Origin of the sequence: Rhodococcus opacus (assembly GCF_012396235.1) — a bacterium.
GTDB classification, from domain to species: Bacteria; Actinomycetota; Actinomycetes; order Mycobacteriales; family Mycobacteriaceae; genus Rhodococcus_F; species Rhodococcus_F opacus.
In genome coordinates this window covers 1-13,128 of sequence record NZ_JAAXPA010000002.1, presented here as the reverse complement: position 1 = coordinate 13,128, position 13,128 = coordinate 1, and the positions used below count along the sequence as shown (strand labels likewise).

The 13,128-nt window shown below is 68.4% G+C and carries 15 protein-coding genes and 1 pseudogene; 6 read left to right on the top strand and 10 right to left on the bottom strand.

From position 1 onward, the window contains the following. Nucleotides 1–21: 21 nt before the first annotated feature. On the bottom strand, nucleotides 22–1,311 hold the full coding sequence (locus HGB39_RS02005; RefSeq protein WP_005260012.1) for an adenylosuccinate synthase: 1,290 nt from the start codon (nucleotides 1,309–1,311) through the stop codon (nucleotides 22–24). A 218-nt stretch (nucleotides 1,312–1,529) separates the two neighbouring features. Between HGB39_RS02005 and HGB39_RS02000 the strand changes: the two genes are divergently transcribed. Beyond that, nucleotides 1,530–2,183, top strand: coding sequence for a hypothetical protein (locus HGB39_RS02000; protein WP_005574912.1), 654 nt, complete (start codon nucleotides 1,530–1,532; stop codon nucleotides 2,181–2,183). Beyond that, on the top strand, nucleotides 2,180–2,953 hold the full coding sequence (locus HGB39_RS01995) for a site-2 protease family protein (RefSeq protein WP_005574914.1): 774 nt from the start codon (nucleotides 2,180–2,182) through the stop codon (nucleotides 2,951–2,953). Before HGB39_RS02000 ends, HGB39_RS01995 begins: the two co-directional genes overlap by 4 nt. A gap of 39 nt (nucleotides 2,954–2,992) precedes the next feature. Here HGB39_RS01995 and HGB39_RS01990 read toward each other — a convergent pair whose 3' ends face one another. The 4 genes from HGB39_RS01990 to HGB39_RS01975 are packed head-to-tail and all read right to left on the bottom strand — an operon-like array spanning nucleotide 2,993 to nucleotide 5,180. Then, nucleotides 2,993–3,490: a winged helix-turn-helix transcriptional regulator gene (locus HGB39_RS01990; RefSeq protein ID WP_005574916.1), complete on the bottom strand. Its 498-nt coding sequence runs from the start codon at nucleotides 3,488–3,490 to the stop codon at nucleotides 2,993–2,995. A 41-nt stretch (nucleotides 3,491–3,531) separates the two neighbouring features. Then, a complete protein-coding gene (locus tag HGB39_RS01985) occupies nucleotides 3,532–3,804 on the bottom strand; it encodes a DUF6510 family protein (protein WP_005574917.1) in 273 nt (90 codons plus the stop codon). A gap of 19 nt (nucleotides 3,805–3,823) precedes the next feature. Continuing rightward, on the bottom strand, nucleotides 3,824–4,591 hold the full coding sequence (locus tag HGB39_RS01980; RefSeq protein WP_005574919.1) for a ferredoxin reductase: 768 nt from the start codon (nucleotides 4,589–4,591) through the stop codon (nucleotides 3,824–3,826). Next, nucleotides 4,581–5,180 carry a sulfite oxidase-like oxidoreductase gene (locus tag HGB39_RS01975; RefSeq protein ID WP_005574921.1) on the bottom strand — a complete coding sequence of 200 codons (600 nt, stop codon included), beginning with the start codon at nucleotides 5,178–5,180 and terminating at the stop codon, nucleotides 4,581–4,583. The genes HGB39_RS01980 and HGB39_RS01975 overlap by 11 nt, the downstream gene beginning before the upstream one ends. A 106-nt stretch (nucleotides 5,181–5,286) precedes the next feature. On the opposite strand from HGB39_RS01975, the gene HGB39_RS01970 reads away from it, so the two are divergent. After that, nucleotides 5,287–6,693, top strand: coding sequence for an MFS transporter (locus HGB39_RS01970; RefSeq protein WP_064080042.1), 1,407 nt, complete (start codon nucleotides 5,287–5,289; stop codon nucleotides 6,691–6,693). Nucleotides 6,694–6,723: 30 nt separating this feature from the next. Next, the gene (locus tag HGB39_RS01965; RefSeq protein ID WP_005567227.1) at nucleotides 6,724–7,893 is read left to right on the top strand and encodes a thiolase family protein; all 1,170 of its coding nucleotides are present in this window, start codon (nucleotides 6,724–6,726) and stop codon (nucleotides 7,891–7,893) included. 17 nt (nucleotides 7,894–7,910) lie between these two features. Here the strand turns inward: HGB39_RS01965 and HGB39_RS01960 are convergent, their stop codons facing one another. Beyond that, nucleotides 7,911–8,867, bottom strand: a complete 957-nt coding sequence (locus HGB39_RS01960; RefSeq protein ID WP_005567226.1) for a helix-turn-helix transcriptional regulator — start codon at nucleotides 8,865–8,867, stop codon at nucleotides 7,911–7,913. Between the two features lie 63 nt (nucleotides 8,868–8,930). Here HGB39_RS01960 and HGB39_RS01955 point away from each other — a divergent pair, with 63 nt between their 5' ends. After that, complete coding sequence (locus tag HGB39_RS01955) at nucleotides 8,931–9,392, top strand: pyridoxamine 5'-phosphate oxidase family protein (protein WP_005567225.1); 462 nt, start codon at nucleotides 8,931–8,933, stop codon at nucleotides 9,390–9,392. A gap of 3 nt (nucleotides 9,393–9,395) precedes the next feature. Here HGB39_RS01955 and HGB39_RS01950 read toward each other — a convergent pair whose 3' ends face one another. The 4 genes from HGB39_RS01950 to HGB39_RS01935 form a co-directional block, all read right to left on the bottom strand. Then, nucleotides 9,396–9,803 (bottom strand): hypothetical protein, encoded by a 408-nt coding sequence (locus HGB39_RS01950; protein WP_043790106.1) that lies wholly within the window; start codon nucleotides 9,801–9,803, stop codon nucleotides 9,396–9,398. A gap of 69 nt (nucleotides 9,804–9,872) precedes the next feature. After that, entirely contained in the window at nucleotides 9,873–10,799 is a 927-nt protein-coding gene (locus HGB39_RS01945; protein ID WP_037204807.1) for a cation diffusion facilitator family transporter, read from the bottom strand. A gap of 72 nt (nucleotides 10,800–10,871) precedes the next feature. Continuing rightward, the gene (locus HGB39_RS01940; RefSeq protein ID WP_005260036.1) at nucleotides 10,872–11,939 is read right to left on the bottom strand and encodes an FUSC family protein; all 1,068 of its coding nucleotides are present in this window, start codon (nucleotides 11,937–11,939) and stop codon (nucleotides 10,872–10,874) included. 64 nt (nucleotides 11,940–12,003) lie between these two features. Then, nucleotides 12,004–12,420, bottom strand: coding sequence for a DUF3151 domain-containing protein (locus HGB39_RS01935; RefSeq protein WP_005260038.1), 417 nt, complete (start codon nucleotides 12,418–12,420; stop codon nucleotides 12,004–12,006). A 138-nt stretch (nucleotides 12,421–12,558) separates the two neighbouring features. On the opposite strand from HGB39_RS01935, the pseudogene HGB39_RS01930 reads away from it, so the two are divergent. Beyond that, nucleotides 12,559–13,128 (top strand): annotated as a pseudogene (locus HGB39_RS01930) (Rv0361 family membrane protein); the annotation flags it as partial.

Here is a 13,128-nt window from a genome sequence, read left to right as displayed (position 1 = left end):
ATTCGGCGACAGGCGCGCGGACTACCGCACCACGTCGCGGCGGACGATGGTCTCGTCGCGGCCGGGGCCGACACCGATGCAGGAGATGTACGCACCCGACAGTTCCTCGAGGCGCAGGACATAGTTCTGCGCGTTCTTGGGGAGCTCCTCGAACGTCCGGGCATGGGAGATGTCTTCCCACCAACCGGGCATTTCCTCGTAGATCGGCTTCGCGTGATGAACGTCGGTCTGCGACATGGGCATCTCGTCGTACCGCACGCCGTCGACGTCGTAGCCGACGCAGATCGGGATGGTGTCGAGGCTGCTGAGCACGTCGAGCTTGGTGAGGAAGTAGTCGGTGATGCCGTTGACACGCGTTGCGTAGCGGGCGATCACGGCGTCGAACCATCCGGTGCGACGAGCGCGGCCGGTGGTGACACCCACCTCGCCGCCGGTCTTGGCGAGATATTCGCCGTTCTGGTCGAAGAGTTCGGTCGGGAACGGGCCCGAGCCGACGCGGGTGGTGTACGCCTTGAGGATGCCCAGCACCGTGGTGATCTTGGTGGGTCCGATGCCCGAACCGACCGCTGCGCCACCGGACGTCGGGTTGGACGACGTCACGTAGGGGTAGGTGCCGTGGTCGACGTCGAGGAGCGTGCCCTGCGAACCCTCCAGCAGCACCGTCTCGCCGCGCTCGAGTGCCTCGTTGAGCTGCAGGCGCGTGTCCGCGATCCGGTGCTTGAACCCGTCTGCCTGCTCGAGCACCTCGTCGACGACCTGCTGCGGGTCAAGGGCCTTGCGGTTGTAGATCTTGACGAGCACCTGGTTCTTGAACTCGAGTGCCGCCTCGACCTTCTGGGTGAGGATCTTCTCGTCCAGCACGTCCTGCACGCGGACGCCGACACGCGCGAGTTTGTCCTGGTAGCAGGGCCCGATGCCGCGGCCGGTGGTGCCGATCTTCTTGGCCCCGAGGAAGCGTTCGGTGACCTTGTCGATGGCAACGTGGTACGGCATGATCAGGTGCGCATCGGCCGAGAGCAGCAGGCGGCTGGTGTCCACACCCCGCTCGTCGAGTCCGGCGAGTTCGGTGAGCAGCACTCCCGGGTCCACCACGACACCGTTGCCGATGACGTTCGTGACGCCCGGAGTGAGGATTCCGGACGGGATCAGATGCAGCGCGAACTTGTCGCCGTTCGGAAGAACCACAGTGTGTCCGGCGTTGTTACCGCCCTGGTAGCGCACCACCCACTGCAGGCGTCCGCCCAGTAGATCGGTAGCTTTGCCCTTGCCCTCGTCGCCCCACTGGGCGCCGATCAGGACGATTGCCGGCATGACGTTGTCTCCTACGGTCGACGTACAGTCGTATCCGACTGCGTGGTCCTGCCGTTCGTAGGCAGTGGCCGGGGGAACAGTCTAGCCGAGGGCACGGAGAACAGACCCCACAGTACGGCTGGGGAGGCCATCTCGGGCGTGCCACTAGGATGATCCGAAAGGGAAGCTGCGGAAATCGCGGCGGGACATCCGGGCGAGGAGTGGCGTTGACCCCCGTAGTGCTCATTTGCGGCGACGTGCCGCTTCCCCTACCTCTGGGCTCCATTTCGACCTCGAGCGCACCTGCCGTCCCGGACAAGGACGACTTCGACGAGGTCTTCTCCAAACTTCAGGTCGTCGTGGATCCGCGACTGATCGTGGTGGGCAGCGACGCCGCCTTCGCGGCCACCCTGACCCGGTTGATGCGCACCGAACGCCTGCACATCGAACTCGCGTACGTCGCGGAGCATCGTTCGGAGGCGACGGACGCCTACCACCTGTCCTCCGGTGCCCGCGGCGCCCGCACCGCGCTGAAGGGGACGGCCAAGCCGGTCCCCCTCATCCGCGACGACGCGGGCATCGCGCTCGTCGGGTGCGCCACCGTCACGGGTCCGGACGGGGGGCCGCTCGTCGGCGAGGCCTACGTCGACGACACCCGGTTGTTCTCGGGGACGACGACGAGCATGAACGTCACCCCGACCCCACGGATGCCCGGTCTGCGGGCGTCGGTCGAACCTCGCAGGCGCTGGCTGCCCCGCCGCTGGGTGGAGGGCCGCGCCGTGCAGCTCGGGTCGCCCGCCGCGGCGCTGACCCGCGACGGCGTGCCGAACCCGCGCGAAGTCAAGCGTTCGACGTTCTACCGTCACGACCAAGAGTGGTTGCTGGTCCGATGAGCCTGCCCCGGGCGCGGACCACCGCGGTACGCCCCAGTCCGGTGTTCCTTCTGGTCGTCGCCGTGGCGGTCGCCGGCGGTGTTCTCGCGTGGCGCGCCGAACTGGAGTCCGTCCTCGGCCACGTCGGGGTGTTCCTGCTCGTGGTCGCGGGATGGGTGGTGACGCTCTGCCTGCACGAGTTCGCGCACGCGTTCACGGCGTGGCGGCACGGCGACACCGACGTCGAGGTGCGCGGCTATCTCACGCTCAACCCGGTGAAGTACAGCCACCCGCTGCTGTCGATCGGTCTGCCGGTGCTGTTCATCGCACTCGGCGGGATCGGGTTGCCCGGCGGCGCCGTGTACCTGCGCACCGGACTGTTCTCGCCGAAGGTGCAGGCGCGGGTGTCGCTCGCCGGACCCGCCGTGAATCTGGTGTCCGCGATCGTCCTCCTCGCGGTGATCCGCTGGTTCGGGCTGGGCGGCGACCACCAGGTGTTCTGGGCGGGACTGAGTTTCCTCGCGTTCCTGCAGGTGATGGCCACCGTGCTCAATCTCCTGCCGGTACCCGGACTCGACGGGTACGCCGCGCTCGAGCCGTTCCTGCCGCCCCGCACCCGCAGGTCCGTCGACCAGTTCAAGCCGTACGGACTGCTGATCCTCGTGGCGCTGCTGTTCGTGCCGTCGATCAACGTGGTGTTCTTCGACGTCATCTACCGGCTGTTCGAACTGTCCGGGGTTCCGGAGATCTACGCGCAGTACGGCAACTACCTGATGCGCTTCTGGCTCTGACCCGTGAGTACTTATTAACCGCGGGCGGTTGAGAAGTACTCACGGGCGGGACGCATCCTCTTCGGTGAAGTTGGGGGTCAGCCGCAGTTCCGCCAGCAGCACCTCACGGTCGGGGCTGCGGACCTCGACGCGCACGGGTTCGCCGGTCGCGTCGTCCCGCATCCCGATGGGCGCACCGTGCTTGCCCTGGAGGTACTTGTCGCCCCACTGCATCAGCGCGAGCACGGCGGGCAGGAGGTCGCGCCCCTTCTCGGTGAGCACGTATTCGTAGCGGGTGCGCTGCCCGGGCTCCTTGTAGGGTTGCCGCTCGAACAGTCCCTCGGCCGTTAGTTCACGCAGCCTGGACGCCGCCACTGCCTCGGTGATGCCGACCCGTTTCGCGAAGTCGTCGAATCGCGTGGTGCCGTAGTAGGCCTCGCGCAGGATCAGGACGGCCGAACGCGTGCCGATCACGTCCATCGCCTTGCCGATGGAGCAGTGCGTCGCCCGCCAGGTGTCGCGATCTGCCAGAAAGCCGTCCAACCGTGCCGCGTCCATGCACCTCAGCATAGCTGACTTGCAAATTCCATAGTCAGCGCTCACAGTTTCCAGGACAGGTGCGACAACCCGCTGGCGTCGAGCTCGAGCCCGCGCGGAGTCGACACCAGTCGCAGCAGCACCTCCTGACATCCCGGGCACCGCACGACGACACCGGGCGCACGCGTATAGACGTGCACCGCCGCCATCGGTCCGTCGAGACCGCAGAACCGGCACTGCCCGGTTGCCGCGGTGAGGTCGTGAACGAAGATCTCCGCGAACGGCCCGCCGAGAACGTTCCCGTCCTCGAAGTCGTTGCCCTGCAACGCACTCATCGACAATTCCTTCCTCCGGTCACGGCCCCGAAGGACCGAATCTCTCGGTCTTGATGTCGTCCGGCGAATGCCCGAGCGAGAGCAGCAGGCGAGCCGCCTCCTCGACGAATCCGGTGGGCCCGCACACGAAGCAGCGCGGGGCGAAGTCCGCCGGCCATCCCCACGCCGCGAGATCGGCGGCAGTGATCCGACCCGCGGGACGCCGCGGCGAGTCCTCACGGGTGCAGAGGACGAACGTCTCGACTCCCCCGTCGCCGGTCCCGGGCGGGTTCAGCTCGTCCGCGAACAATTCGTCGGCCTGCGTCCGGAGGGAGTACACGAGCCGGAACGGCGTGCGGTCGTGCCGGAACCGGCGCTCGCGAATCATCGACATCAGCGGCACGATCCCCGACCCACCCGCGACGAGAAGCACCGGCGCGCCGCCACCCTCGCGCGGCGACCACACGAACCAGCCACCGATCGGTCCGCGCACCTCGATCAGATTGCCCGCGGCGAACACCTCGGTCAGATACGGAGACACCTCACCGTCCGCCACCCGCTGGACGACCAACTGCAATCGCCACCCACCCGGTGAACGCTCGGCCGGCGACGCCAGCGAGTAGCTCCGCTCGGTGGTGTATCCGTCGGGACCGGTCAGGCGGAGATCGACGTGCTGCCCGGCGCGATGCCCCGGCCAGTCCGGGACCTCGAGGACCAGTGCCCGCGCACTCGCCGTCTCGGGCCACGAGTCGACGAGTTCCACCACTCGCCAGCCGAGCACGGCGCGGCCCAGAAGTTCACTGGTCACCCTGGTACCTCTGCTCCCGCCACGGGTCGCCGCGATCGTGGTATCCGAGTTGCTCCCAGAAGCCCGGGACGTCCTGGGTGACGAGCTGAATCGACCGAACCCACTTCGCGGACTTCCACAGGTAGAGATGCGGCACGAGCAGACGGGCCGGACCCCCGTGCACCGGCGCGAGGGGCGCCCCCTCGTAGGTGTGCACGATCCACGCCTTGCCGCCGAGGATGTCGGCGATGGGGAGGTTCGTGGTGTAGCCGCCGTCGCATCCGGCGAGGACGAATCCCGCGGACGTCTCGACGTCCGCGAACAGGGTGTCGAGCGAGACCCCCTTCCACGACGTTCCGAACTTCGACCAACGTGTGACGCAGTGGAGGTCGACCGTCGGCCGCTCCTGCGGGAGCTTCATGAATTCGGCCCACGACCACTCGTGGCGCCGGCCGGTCTCGTCGGTCACGGTCAGCGTCCACGTCTCGGTCGGGACGCGGGGCGTCGGTCCTGCCGAGAGGACCGGGAAATCGCCGACCTCGTACTGCCCGGGCGGAAGAGAGTGCTCGCTGCGAGGTCTGCCGTGGAATCCGGGGGTCAGAACTGCCATGCCTCACGTTAGGACCGCCTCGGGATCTCTGCAGCGCAAACCGTCGATCCGAGGCGTCCGTCACACCTGACTTGCCATGGCCATAGTCAGGTGTAGATTGCTGACTATGGCTCTCAATAGTCAGGTGCGTGAGGAAGTGCGGCTCGGCCCGCTCCTCACCGTCCTCTCCGGCGCGCCGTTCGTCGCCAGCCTCGATCTGTTCGTCGTCAACGTCGCGTTCGGCGACATCGCGGCGAGCTACCCCGGCTACAGCCTCGGCGACCTCAGCTGGGTGCTGGGCGGCTATGCGATCGTGTTCGCCGCACTCCTGGTTCCGCTCGGACGCTGGGCCGACCGCGTCGGCCGCCGGCGCGGATTCCTTCTCGGGCTGGCGCTGTTCACCGCGGCGAGCGCGGCATGCGCGCTGAGCCCCTCGCTGTGGCTGCTCGTCGCCTTCCGACTGCTCCAGGCCGTCGGTGCCGCCGCCCTGACCCCCGCCAGCCTGGGACTGCTCATCAGCACGGTCCCCGAAGCCACACGTGCGGGCGCGGTCCGGATCTGGGCCGCGTCGGGCGCCGCGGCCGCGGCCTTCGGTCCCGTGGTGGGTGGCCTGCTCGTCGAGGCGTCGTGGCGCTGGGCCTTCCTGATCAACGTCCCCATCGGTATCGCCTTCCTGATCGCCACCGTCCGGTTGGTCCCCGACTTCCGCCCGGCCGCCCGTGACACAAACCTCGACCTGTTCGGCGCCGCCCTGTTGACCGTCGGCATCGGTGCCCTCGCACTCGGGCTGGTCCAGGGACCCGACTGGGGCTGGGGCGACCCCCGAATCGCGCTCGCGTTCACCGTCGCTGCCGCGTCGGTCGCACTGTTCTGGTGGAGAAACAGCAGGCAGCGCGAGCCGCTCATCGAACCCGCCATGCTGAAGGTGCGGACGTTCGCCTGGTCGAACGTGACGGCGCTCGCGTTCAGTGCCGCCTTCGCAGCCGGCCTGCTCGCGAACATCCTGTGGCTGCAGCAGGTGTGGGGGTACTCCGCGCTGCTGACGGGTCTCGCGATCGCGCCGGGCCCGTTGATGGTGCCGGTGTTCGCCGTGGTCGGCCAGTTCCTGTCCCGCAGGTTCTCGGCCGGAGCGATCACCGCGGCGGGCAGCGCCCTGTGGGCGGCCGGCGCCGTGCTCGTTCTCTCGTCCGTCGGGATGGAACCGCAGTACGCGTCGGAACTACTGCCCGGCTGGATGATCGCCGGTGTCGGGGTCGGTCTGGCGTTGCCGACGATCCTGTCGTCCGCCACCGCCGGACTACCGCAGTCGCGCTCGGCCACCGGTAGTGCCGTCGTCACCATGAGCCGTCAGGTCGGAACCGTGCTGGGCGTGAGCATGCTGGTCGCCCTCCTCGGTACGACCGCCGGTGACGAAGACACCCACGCCGCGTTCCAACTCGCCTGGTCGGCGGTGGCTGTGGTGGCCGTCGTCGCCACACTCACCGCCACACGGATGAATCCACCCCGTGAGTACTTGTCAACCGCCCGCGGTTGATAAGTACTCACAGCACCGAAAGGAACGATCATGAGAGACGCCGTCATCGTCGAGGCCGTCCGCACGCCGATCGGCAAGGGCAAGCCCTCCGGCGCCCTGCACGGAGTGCACCCCGTCGACCTTCTCGCCCACAGCCTGTCGACCCTCGTCGAGCGCACGGGAATCGATCCCGCACTGATCGACGACGTCATCGGCGGCACCGTCACCCAGGTCGGTGACCAGAGCCAGAACATCACCCGCAGTGCGCTTCTCGCCGCCGGATTCCCCGAATCCGTGCCCGGCACGACCGTCGACCGGCAGTGCGGCAGCAGCCAGCAGGCCGTCCACTTCGCCGCGCAGGGCGTGATGTCGGGCGCCTACGACATCGTCGTCGCCGCCGGAGTCGAATCGATGGGCCGAGTTCCCATGGGGTCCAGCAGCATCGGACGCGAATCGATGGGTGTCGGCTTCGAGCGCCGCTACCCCGACGGCCTCGTCCCGCAGGGCATCAGCGCCGAACTCATCGCCGCCCGGTGGGGACTCTCGCGCAGCCAGCTGGACGAGTTCGCCCTGCGCAGCCATCAGAAGGCCGCGGCGGCAACGAGTGCCGGGAACTTCGCGAAGGAACTCGCCGTCCTGCCGGAGCTGAGCGTCGACGAGGCCATCCGGCCGGACACGACGCTGGACGCTCTCGCCGGCCTGCGACCGGCCTTCCGCAGTGACTTCTACGAGGAGAGGTTCCCGCAGATCGACTGGTCGATCACCGCGGGCAACAGCAGTCCCCTGTCGGACGGAAGTGCGGCGCTCATGATCACCACGAGTGAGATCGCGGGACGCCTGGGACTGCGGCCGCTGGCCCGGCTCCACAGCTTCTCCGTCGTCGGCGACGATCCGCTGATGATGCTCACCGCGGTCATCCCCGCGACACGCAAGGTGCTGCAGCGCAGCGGCCTCGACATCTCCGACATCGACCTGTTCGAAGTCAACGAGGCCTTCGCGCCGGTGGTCCTGGCCTGGGCCGCGGACACCGGAGCCGACCTGGACCGCGTCAACGTGCACGGCGGCGCGATCGCGCTCGGACATCCGCTGGGGGCCAGCGGCGCCCGGCTCATGACCACGCTGGTGAACGCGATGGACCAGCGCGGGGCCCAGTTCGGCCTGCAGACCATGTGCGAGGCCGGCGGACTCGCCAACGCCACGGTGCTCGAACGACTCGGGTGACGCGGAGGTAGTCCATCTCAGCCGTTCCGGCGGGCGATCGCGTCTCCCACCGCACGCAGCGATTCGCGTAGCGAAGGCGGCTGGAGCACTTCGACTCCCCCGCCGAGAACGGTCAACTGGTCGAGTGCCACGTCTTCGGCCTCGAGCGACAGGTCGACGGTCACCCAGCCGGCGTCATCCGGCGGGCCGGGTTCGACGCGTGCGGCTTCCACACCCACCACCCGCGGCAGCCGTCGCCACGACGCGGGCGAGAGCCGCACGCGGCACCGGAATCGCAGAAGGGCACGATCGAATTCGGCCACCGACGCCGTCCACCACGCACCCAGATCGAAATTCTCGGGACGTACCGCCGGTTGATTCAGCACGGTCGCGTCACTGATCCGCGACACCCGGTACGACAGCGTCCGTCCGCGATGCTGCGCAACGAGATACCAGACACCGGCCTTCGCCACCAGACCCAGGGGATCGAGAGTTCTTGCCGCGGAACGGCTCCCCTTCCGGTAGCGGATACCGAGACGCCGACCCTCGAGCACCGCGGACGCCACCACCGGGAGATCGCCGTTGTCGCGTGGCCCGTCGAACCAGCCGGGGGCGTCGACGTAGAGCCGATCCCGCCACAGCTGAGCCCCGGCGCGCAGCGGGACAGGCAACGCCCCCAACAGCTTCGACTGCGCGGCAGCGGTGACGTCGCGAAGACCGAGATCGTCGGCGATCGACGGGACACCGAGCAACATCAACGCGGACGTCTCCTCGCCCGTCATCCCGCCGAGTTTCGACTGCCAGCCGTCGAGCAACCGGATTCCGCCACCGGGTCCGCTCTCCGTCCACACCGGCACACCGGCCGCCGACAACGCCGTGACGTCGCGATACACGGTGCGGACCGAGACCCCGAGTTCGTCCGCGAGTTGCTGCGCGGTGGCCCTGCGACTGCCCTCCAGACGGAGCATCACCTCGACGAGCCGACTCGAACGCATGCTCCGATTCTAGTGAAAATCCCTGACAGTAGATGTCAGGGATAGGAGAGCACACTGGTCGGCATGACCAACTGGACGCAGTTCGAGACAGAAGCACCCGACCTCGCCAAGGCTGTCGCCGCACGCTTCGAGGCGCACAAGCACCACGTGCTGGCGACGCTCCGCAAGGACGGTTCCCCGAGAGTGAGCGGCACCGAGGTCGAGTCCTACGAGGGCGCGTTACTGCTCGGCTCGATGGTCGGTGCACGCAAAGTGCAGGACCTGCAACGCGATCCGCGATTCTCTCTCCACAGCAACCCCGGTCACCACACGATGGACGGCGGCGACGCCAAGATCAGCGGCCGCGCAGACGAGATCCTCGGAGAGCGGAAACAGCAGATCCTCGAGCACTACCCCGACGAAATCCCCGAGGCGGACGTCTTCGAACTCGGCCTCGACGAGGTGGTGCTCACCACCGTCGACGGCGACCACCTGTACGTCGACCTGTGGCGGCCGGGTGCGGGTGTCACCCGGTTCACCAAGTGACGGTCACTGCGTGACGGCGAATCCGAAGCCGAGAGTGCAGGCCTCCAGCGGCCCCTTCGGCCCGTCGGGGTCGTAGGTTCCGCCGGGAATCAAATGTCCGGTGAAGCCGGGCAGTTCGCGTTCGACACCCTCACCGTTCGTCAACGGTCCGGACGTGCCGAGCGTCGGCGCCTGGCCGCCGATGTTGAGGTACGTCACCTGGGCGTCGGTCGTGGCCTTTTCCGGTCCCTCGAACTCCCACTCGACCTGGTTGCCTTCCTTTTCGACATCGAGCGTCGCGGCGGGCTTACAGTTCGCCAGCGGATCGGGCATGAACGGCGCGGCGGAGGCGGCGGCCGGTGCTGCGAAGAGGGCGGCCGCACCGAGTGCGGCAACGGCGACGGGTCGTGCGAACGCTGCGAGAGTGGACATGGTGTTCCCTTCCGTGAGTCGTCCCACAACGGTTTCCCGCCGCGTAACCGGACGAAACAGACAGGGCCCCTACCAGGTGACGTTCTCGGCGCAGTGGCGTCCGTTGGCGGTGGATTCCACCTGCACCGTGGCGTGGGAGAGCAGGTGGCTCTCGAGGACGGTCCGCGCCGACTCGAGGACGGCGGACGAGTCGGCGTCCGTGGTCAGGTGGACGGTGGCCACGTCCATTCCCGTCGTGAGCGTCCACACGTGGAGGTCGTGGACACCGGTGACCCCGGGCAGCGCTTCGAGGTCGGCCTGCACCGATTCGACGTCGACGTCCTCGGGAGACGCCTGCGTGAGGATGCGCAGCGACGCGGCGGCCAGTTTCATCGCCCGCGGCACCACCCACAGCGAGATGAGGACACCGACGATGATGTCGGCGTAGGTCCAGTCGAACGCCAGCACGACGCCGCCGGCGATGAGCACGCCGACGCTGCCGACGGCGTCCGCGAGCACTTCGAGGTATGCGCCGCGGACTGCCAGGCTGTCCTTGGAATCGGCGCGCAGCATCAGCATCACCACGAGGTTCGCGGCCAGTCCGACGGATGCGGTGAGGATCAGCGCCATGCCCGGAAGGTCGGGGGCGTCGCCGATGCGGGAGATCGCCTCGTAGAACACCCAGACCGCGACGGCGAGCAGCATCGCGGCATTGGCCATGGCCGTGAGCACTTCGGCGCGGTGCCAGCCGAAGGTCCGGGCCGCGGTGGCACTGCCTTTGCGTGCCAGGAGCAGTGCGACGAGACCCATCGACATTCCGACGACGTCGGTCAGCATGTGCCCGGCGTCGGCGAGCAGCGACAGCGAGTTGACGGTCAGACCGACGACGACCTCGAGAACGAGGAACGCGAGGAGGATGACGAGAGCGATCACCATGCGGCGGATCCGCCCTCGCGACGGGCCTACCTCACCGCTGCCTTGCGTGTTGCCGTGCGAATGGCCGTGACCGACTCCCATGGGTGAGCCTCCTCCCGAGTTCTGCCGATCATATGCGTACATGCGCATATGTTCAACAGCGTGCTCGGGCGGTCAGAGCTCGGGACGATAGGCCGGCTTCTCCACGGTCGGCGGCAGGGTGGCGATGGCCGAAATGCGCTTCAGCCCTGCGACCTGCAGAAGGTCGACGGTCAGTGACCGGATCTGCGCGAAGACGACCGTGGCCGACAGGCCCGCGTTCTCCACCAGTTCCGGTTTCAATCCCGACGCCACCGAACGGAGCACCCGCGCCGCCTCGGCCTGATCGGGTTGCTGACCGGGGTCCGCGAGCGCCATCTGCCGGAGGGTTTCCAAGGCGTGGGCGAGTTTCTCCACCTGGTCGACGAGCCGTGGGTTGAGAATCTCGTCGTCACGCACCAGCGTGAGCGAACGCCGCGCGAGCACCCGGATGTTGCGCAAGGCATTGTCGAGTGGGTCCGCGGCCGCGGTGAGTCGTTCGAGCCGGCCGCGGGTGTTCCAGTACAGCGGCGAGATGCGGCTGATCTCGCGGCCGCCCGCGAGGTGGGTTCGCAGCGTGTCGATGGACGCCTGCGTTGCCCGCGCCTTTTGGAGGGCCTTCTCGATGGGCTTGTCGTCGTTGGCCACCAGACCGTCGGCCACCAGCTGCATCACTTCGGACGCCGTCCCGAGAACGTTCGCGGCGTACTTCCGCGCCCGCCCCACGGGATGCGTGGGAATCAGCGCGACGACGGCGATCCCCACCAGGCCACCGGTCAGAGCGTCCACCATGCGGTCGATACCTGCGGTGCCGCCGGGTGGCAGCAACGTCGCCACGAGCACCGCGGAGTTACCCGCCTGCATCGAGAAGATCGGTCCGCTGTTCAGCAATACGGCCGCGGACATCGCCAGAATCACGACAAGGGTGATCTGCCAGGTACCGCTCCCGATCACGGAGACGATGAGGTCGCCGACCCCGATCCCGATCGTCACACCGGCCACCAACTCGACGGAACGGCGCAGGCGGGCGCCGAGTGACAGCCCCAGCGATACCACCGCGGCGATCGGCGCGAAGAACGGCGTCGGGTGACCGATCACCACCGTCGCCACCCACCAGGCAGCGCCGGCAGCGATCGCGCACTGCAGGATGGGCAGTGCCGACACCCGCAGTCGCTGGGCCGAAGTCCTCAGCCCGTCCCGGCCACGGACTTTCGCCGAGCTGAGGGCGTTAACCGACGCCAAGCGCTTCGGCAGCTCGGGGATCGCAGTCCTCGAGCAGATCGAGGCACCGCGCGTACTCGTCCGTTTCGCCGATCGCCTTCGCCGCCTTCGCCAGCACGGCGACGCACCGGAGGAAGCCGCGGTTGGGTTCGTGGCTGTAGGGAACCGGGCCGAAACCCTTCCAGCCGTTGCGACGCAACTGGTCCAGTCCACGGTGGTACCCGGTGCGCGCGTAGGCGTACGCCGCGATGGTCTCGTCGGCCTGGAGGGCCGCCTCGGCCAGGTAGGCCCATGCGATGGAGGCGGTGGGATGGGCGGCTGCGACGGAAGCCGGATCCTCGTGGTTCAACAGGGCCGATTCGGCCTCGTCGTCCCCGGGGAGCAGCGTGGGCTGTGGTCCGAGAAGGTCACCGAAAGACGTCATGCGCCTATTGTGCCCCCGCCGCAGTGCCGTCACTGCGTCGGCCCGCGTCCGCGACGCGCCCTGTCGTGGTCTCCGATGACGCACGATGTCGTTAGGCTGCCCCCAACGTTCATTTCTCTGCAGACCGAGGGGCAGCGCGTGCAGGACCCGAAGAAAGACGAATCGACTCAGAAGCCGGCCGCGGACACACCGTCCGGACCGGCAGCGGCAGGCACCACCGCCGGCAAGGGCACCGGCGGCGCCGACGCGACCGCGAAGCCTGCGAAGACCGCGCAGCCCGCGGCGGACGCAGAGCCCGCCGCACCGAAGTCGCCCGAGCCGAAGCCCCCGCAGAAGGCCCCCGAGAAGGCGGCAGAGAAGAAGGCCGACGAGCCGCAGCCCGAACTGCCCAAGCCTCCGGCACCACGCCCACGAGCCGAGACACCTCAGGCCGGCCCGGACTCTGCCGCGAAACCCGCGGACAAGGCATCCGAGGCGGCCACCACCGCGATCCCGACGCAGAAGAGCGACGCCGCGACCGTGAAGATGCACCGCGCACCGACCACGCAGACCCCGACGGTGCGGGGGCAGACGACACCGCCGTCGGACGACGAGACGGTCGCGATCCCCGTGACGAAACCCGCAGTCCCGGCGACGCCGCCGCCGCCCCGACCTGCCGCCGCCCAGCCTCAGAACGCGCGGCCCGTGGCCCCGCCGCCCGCTCCCCCG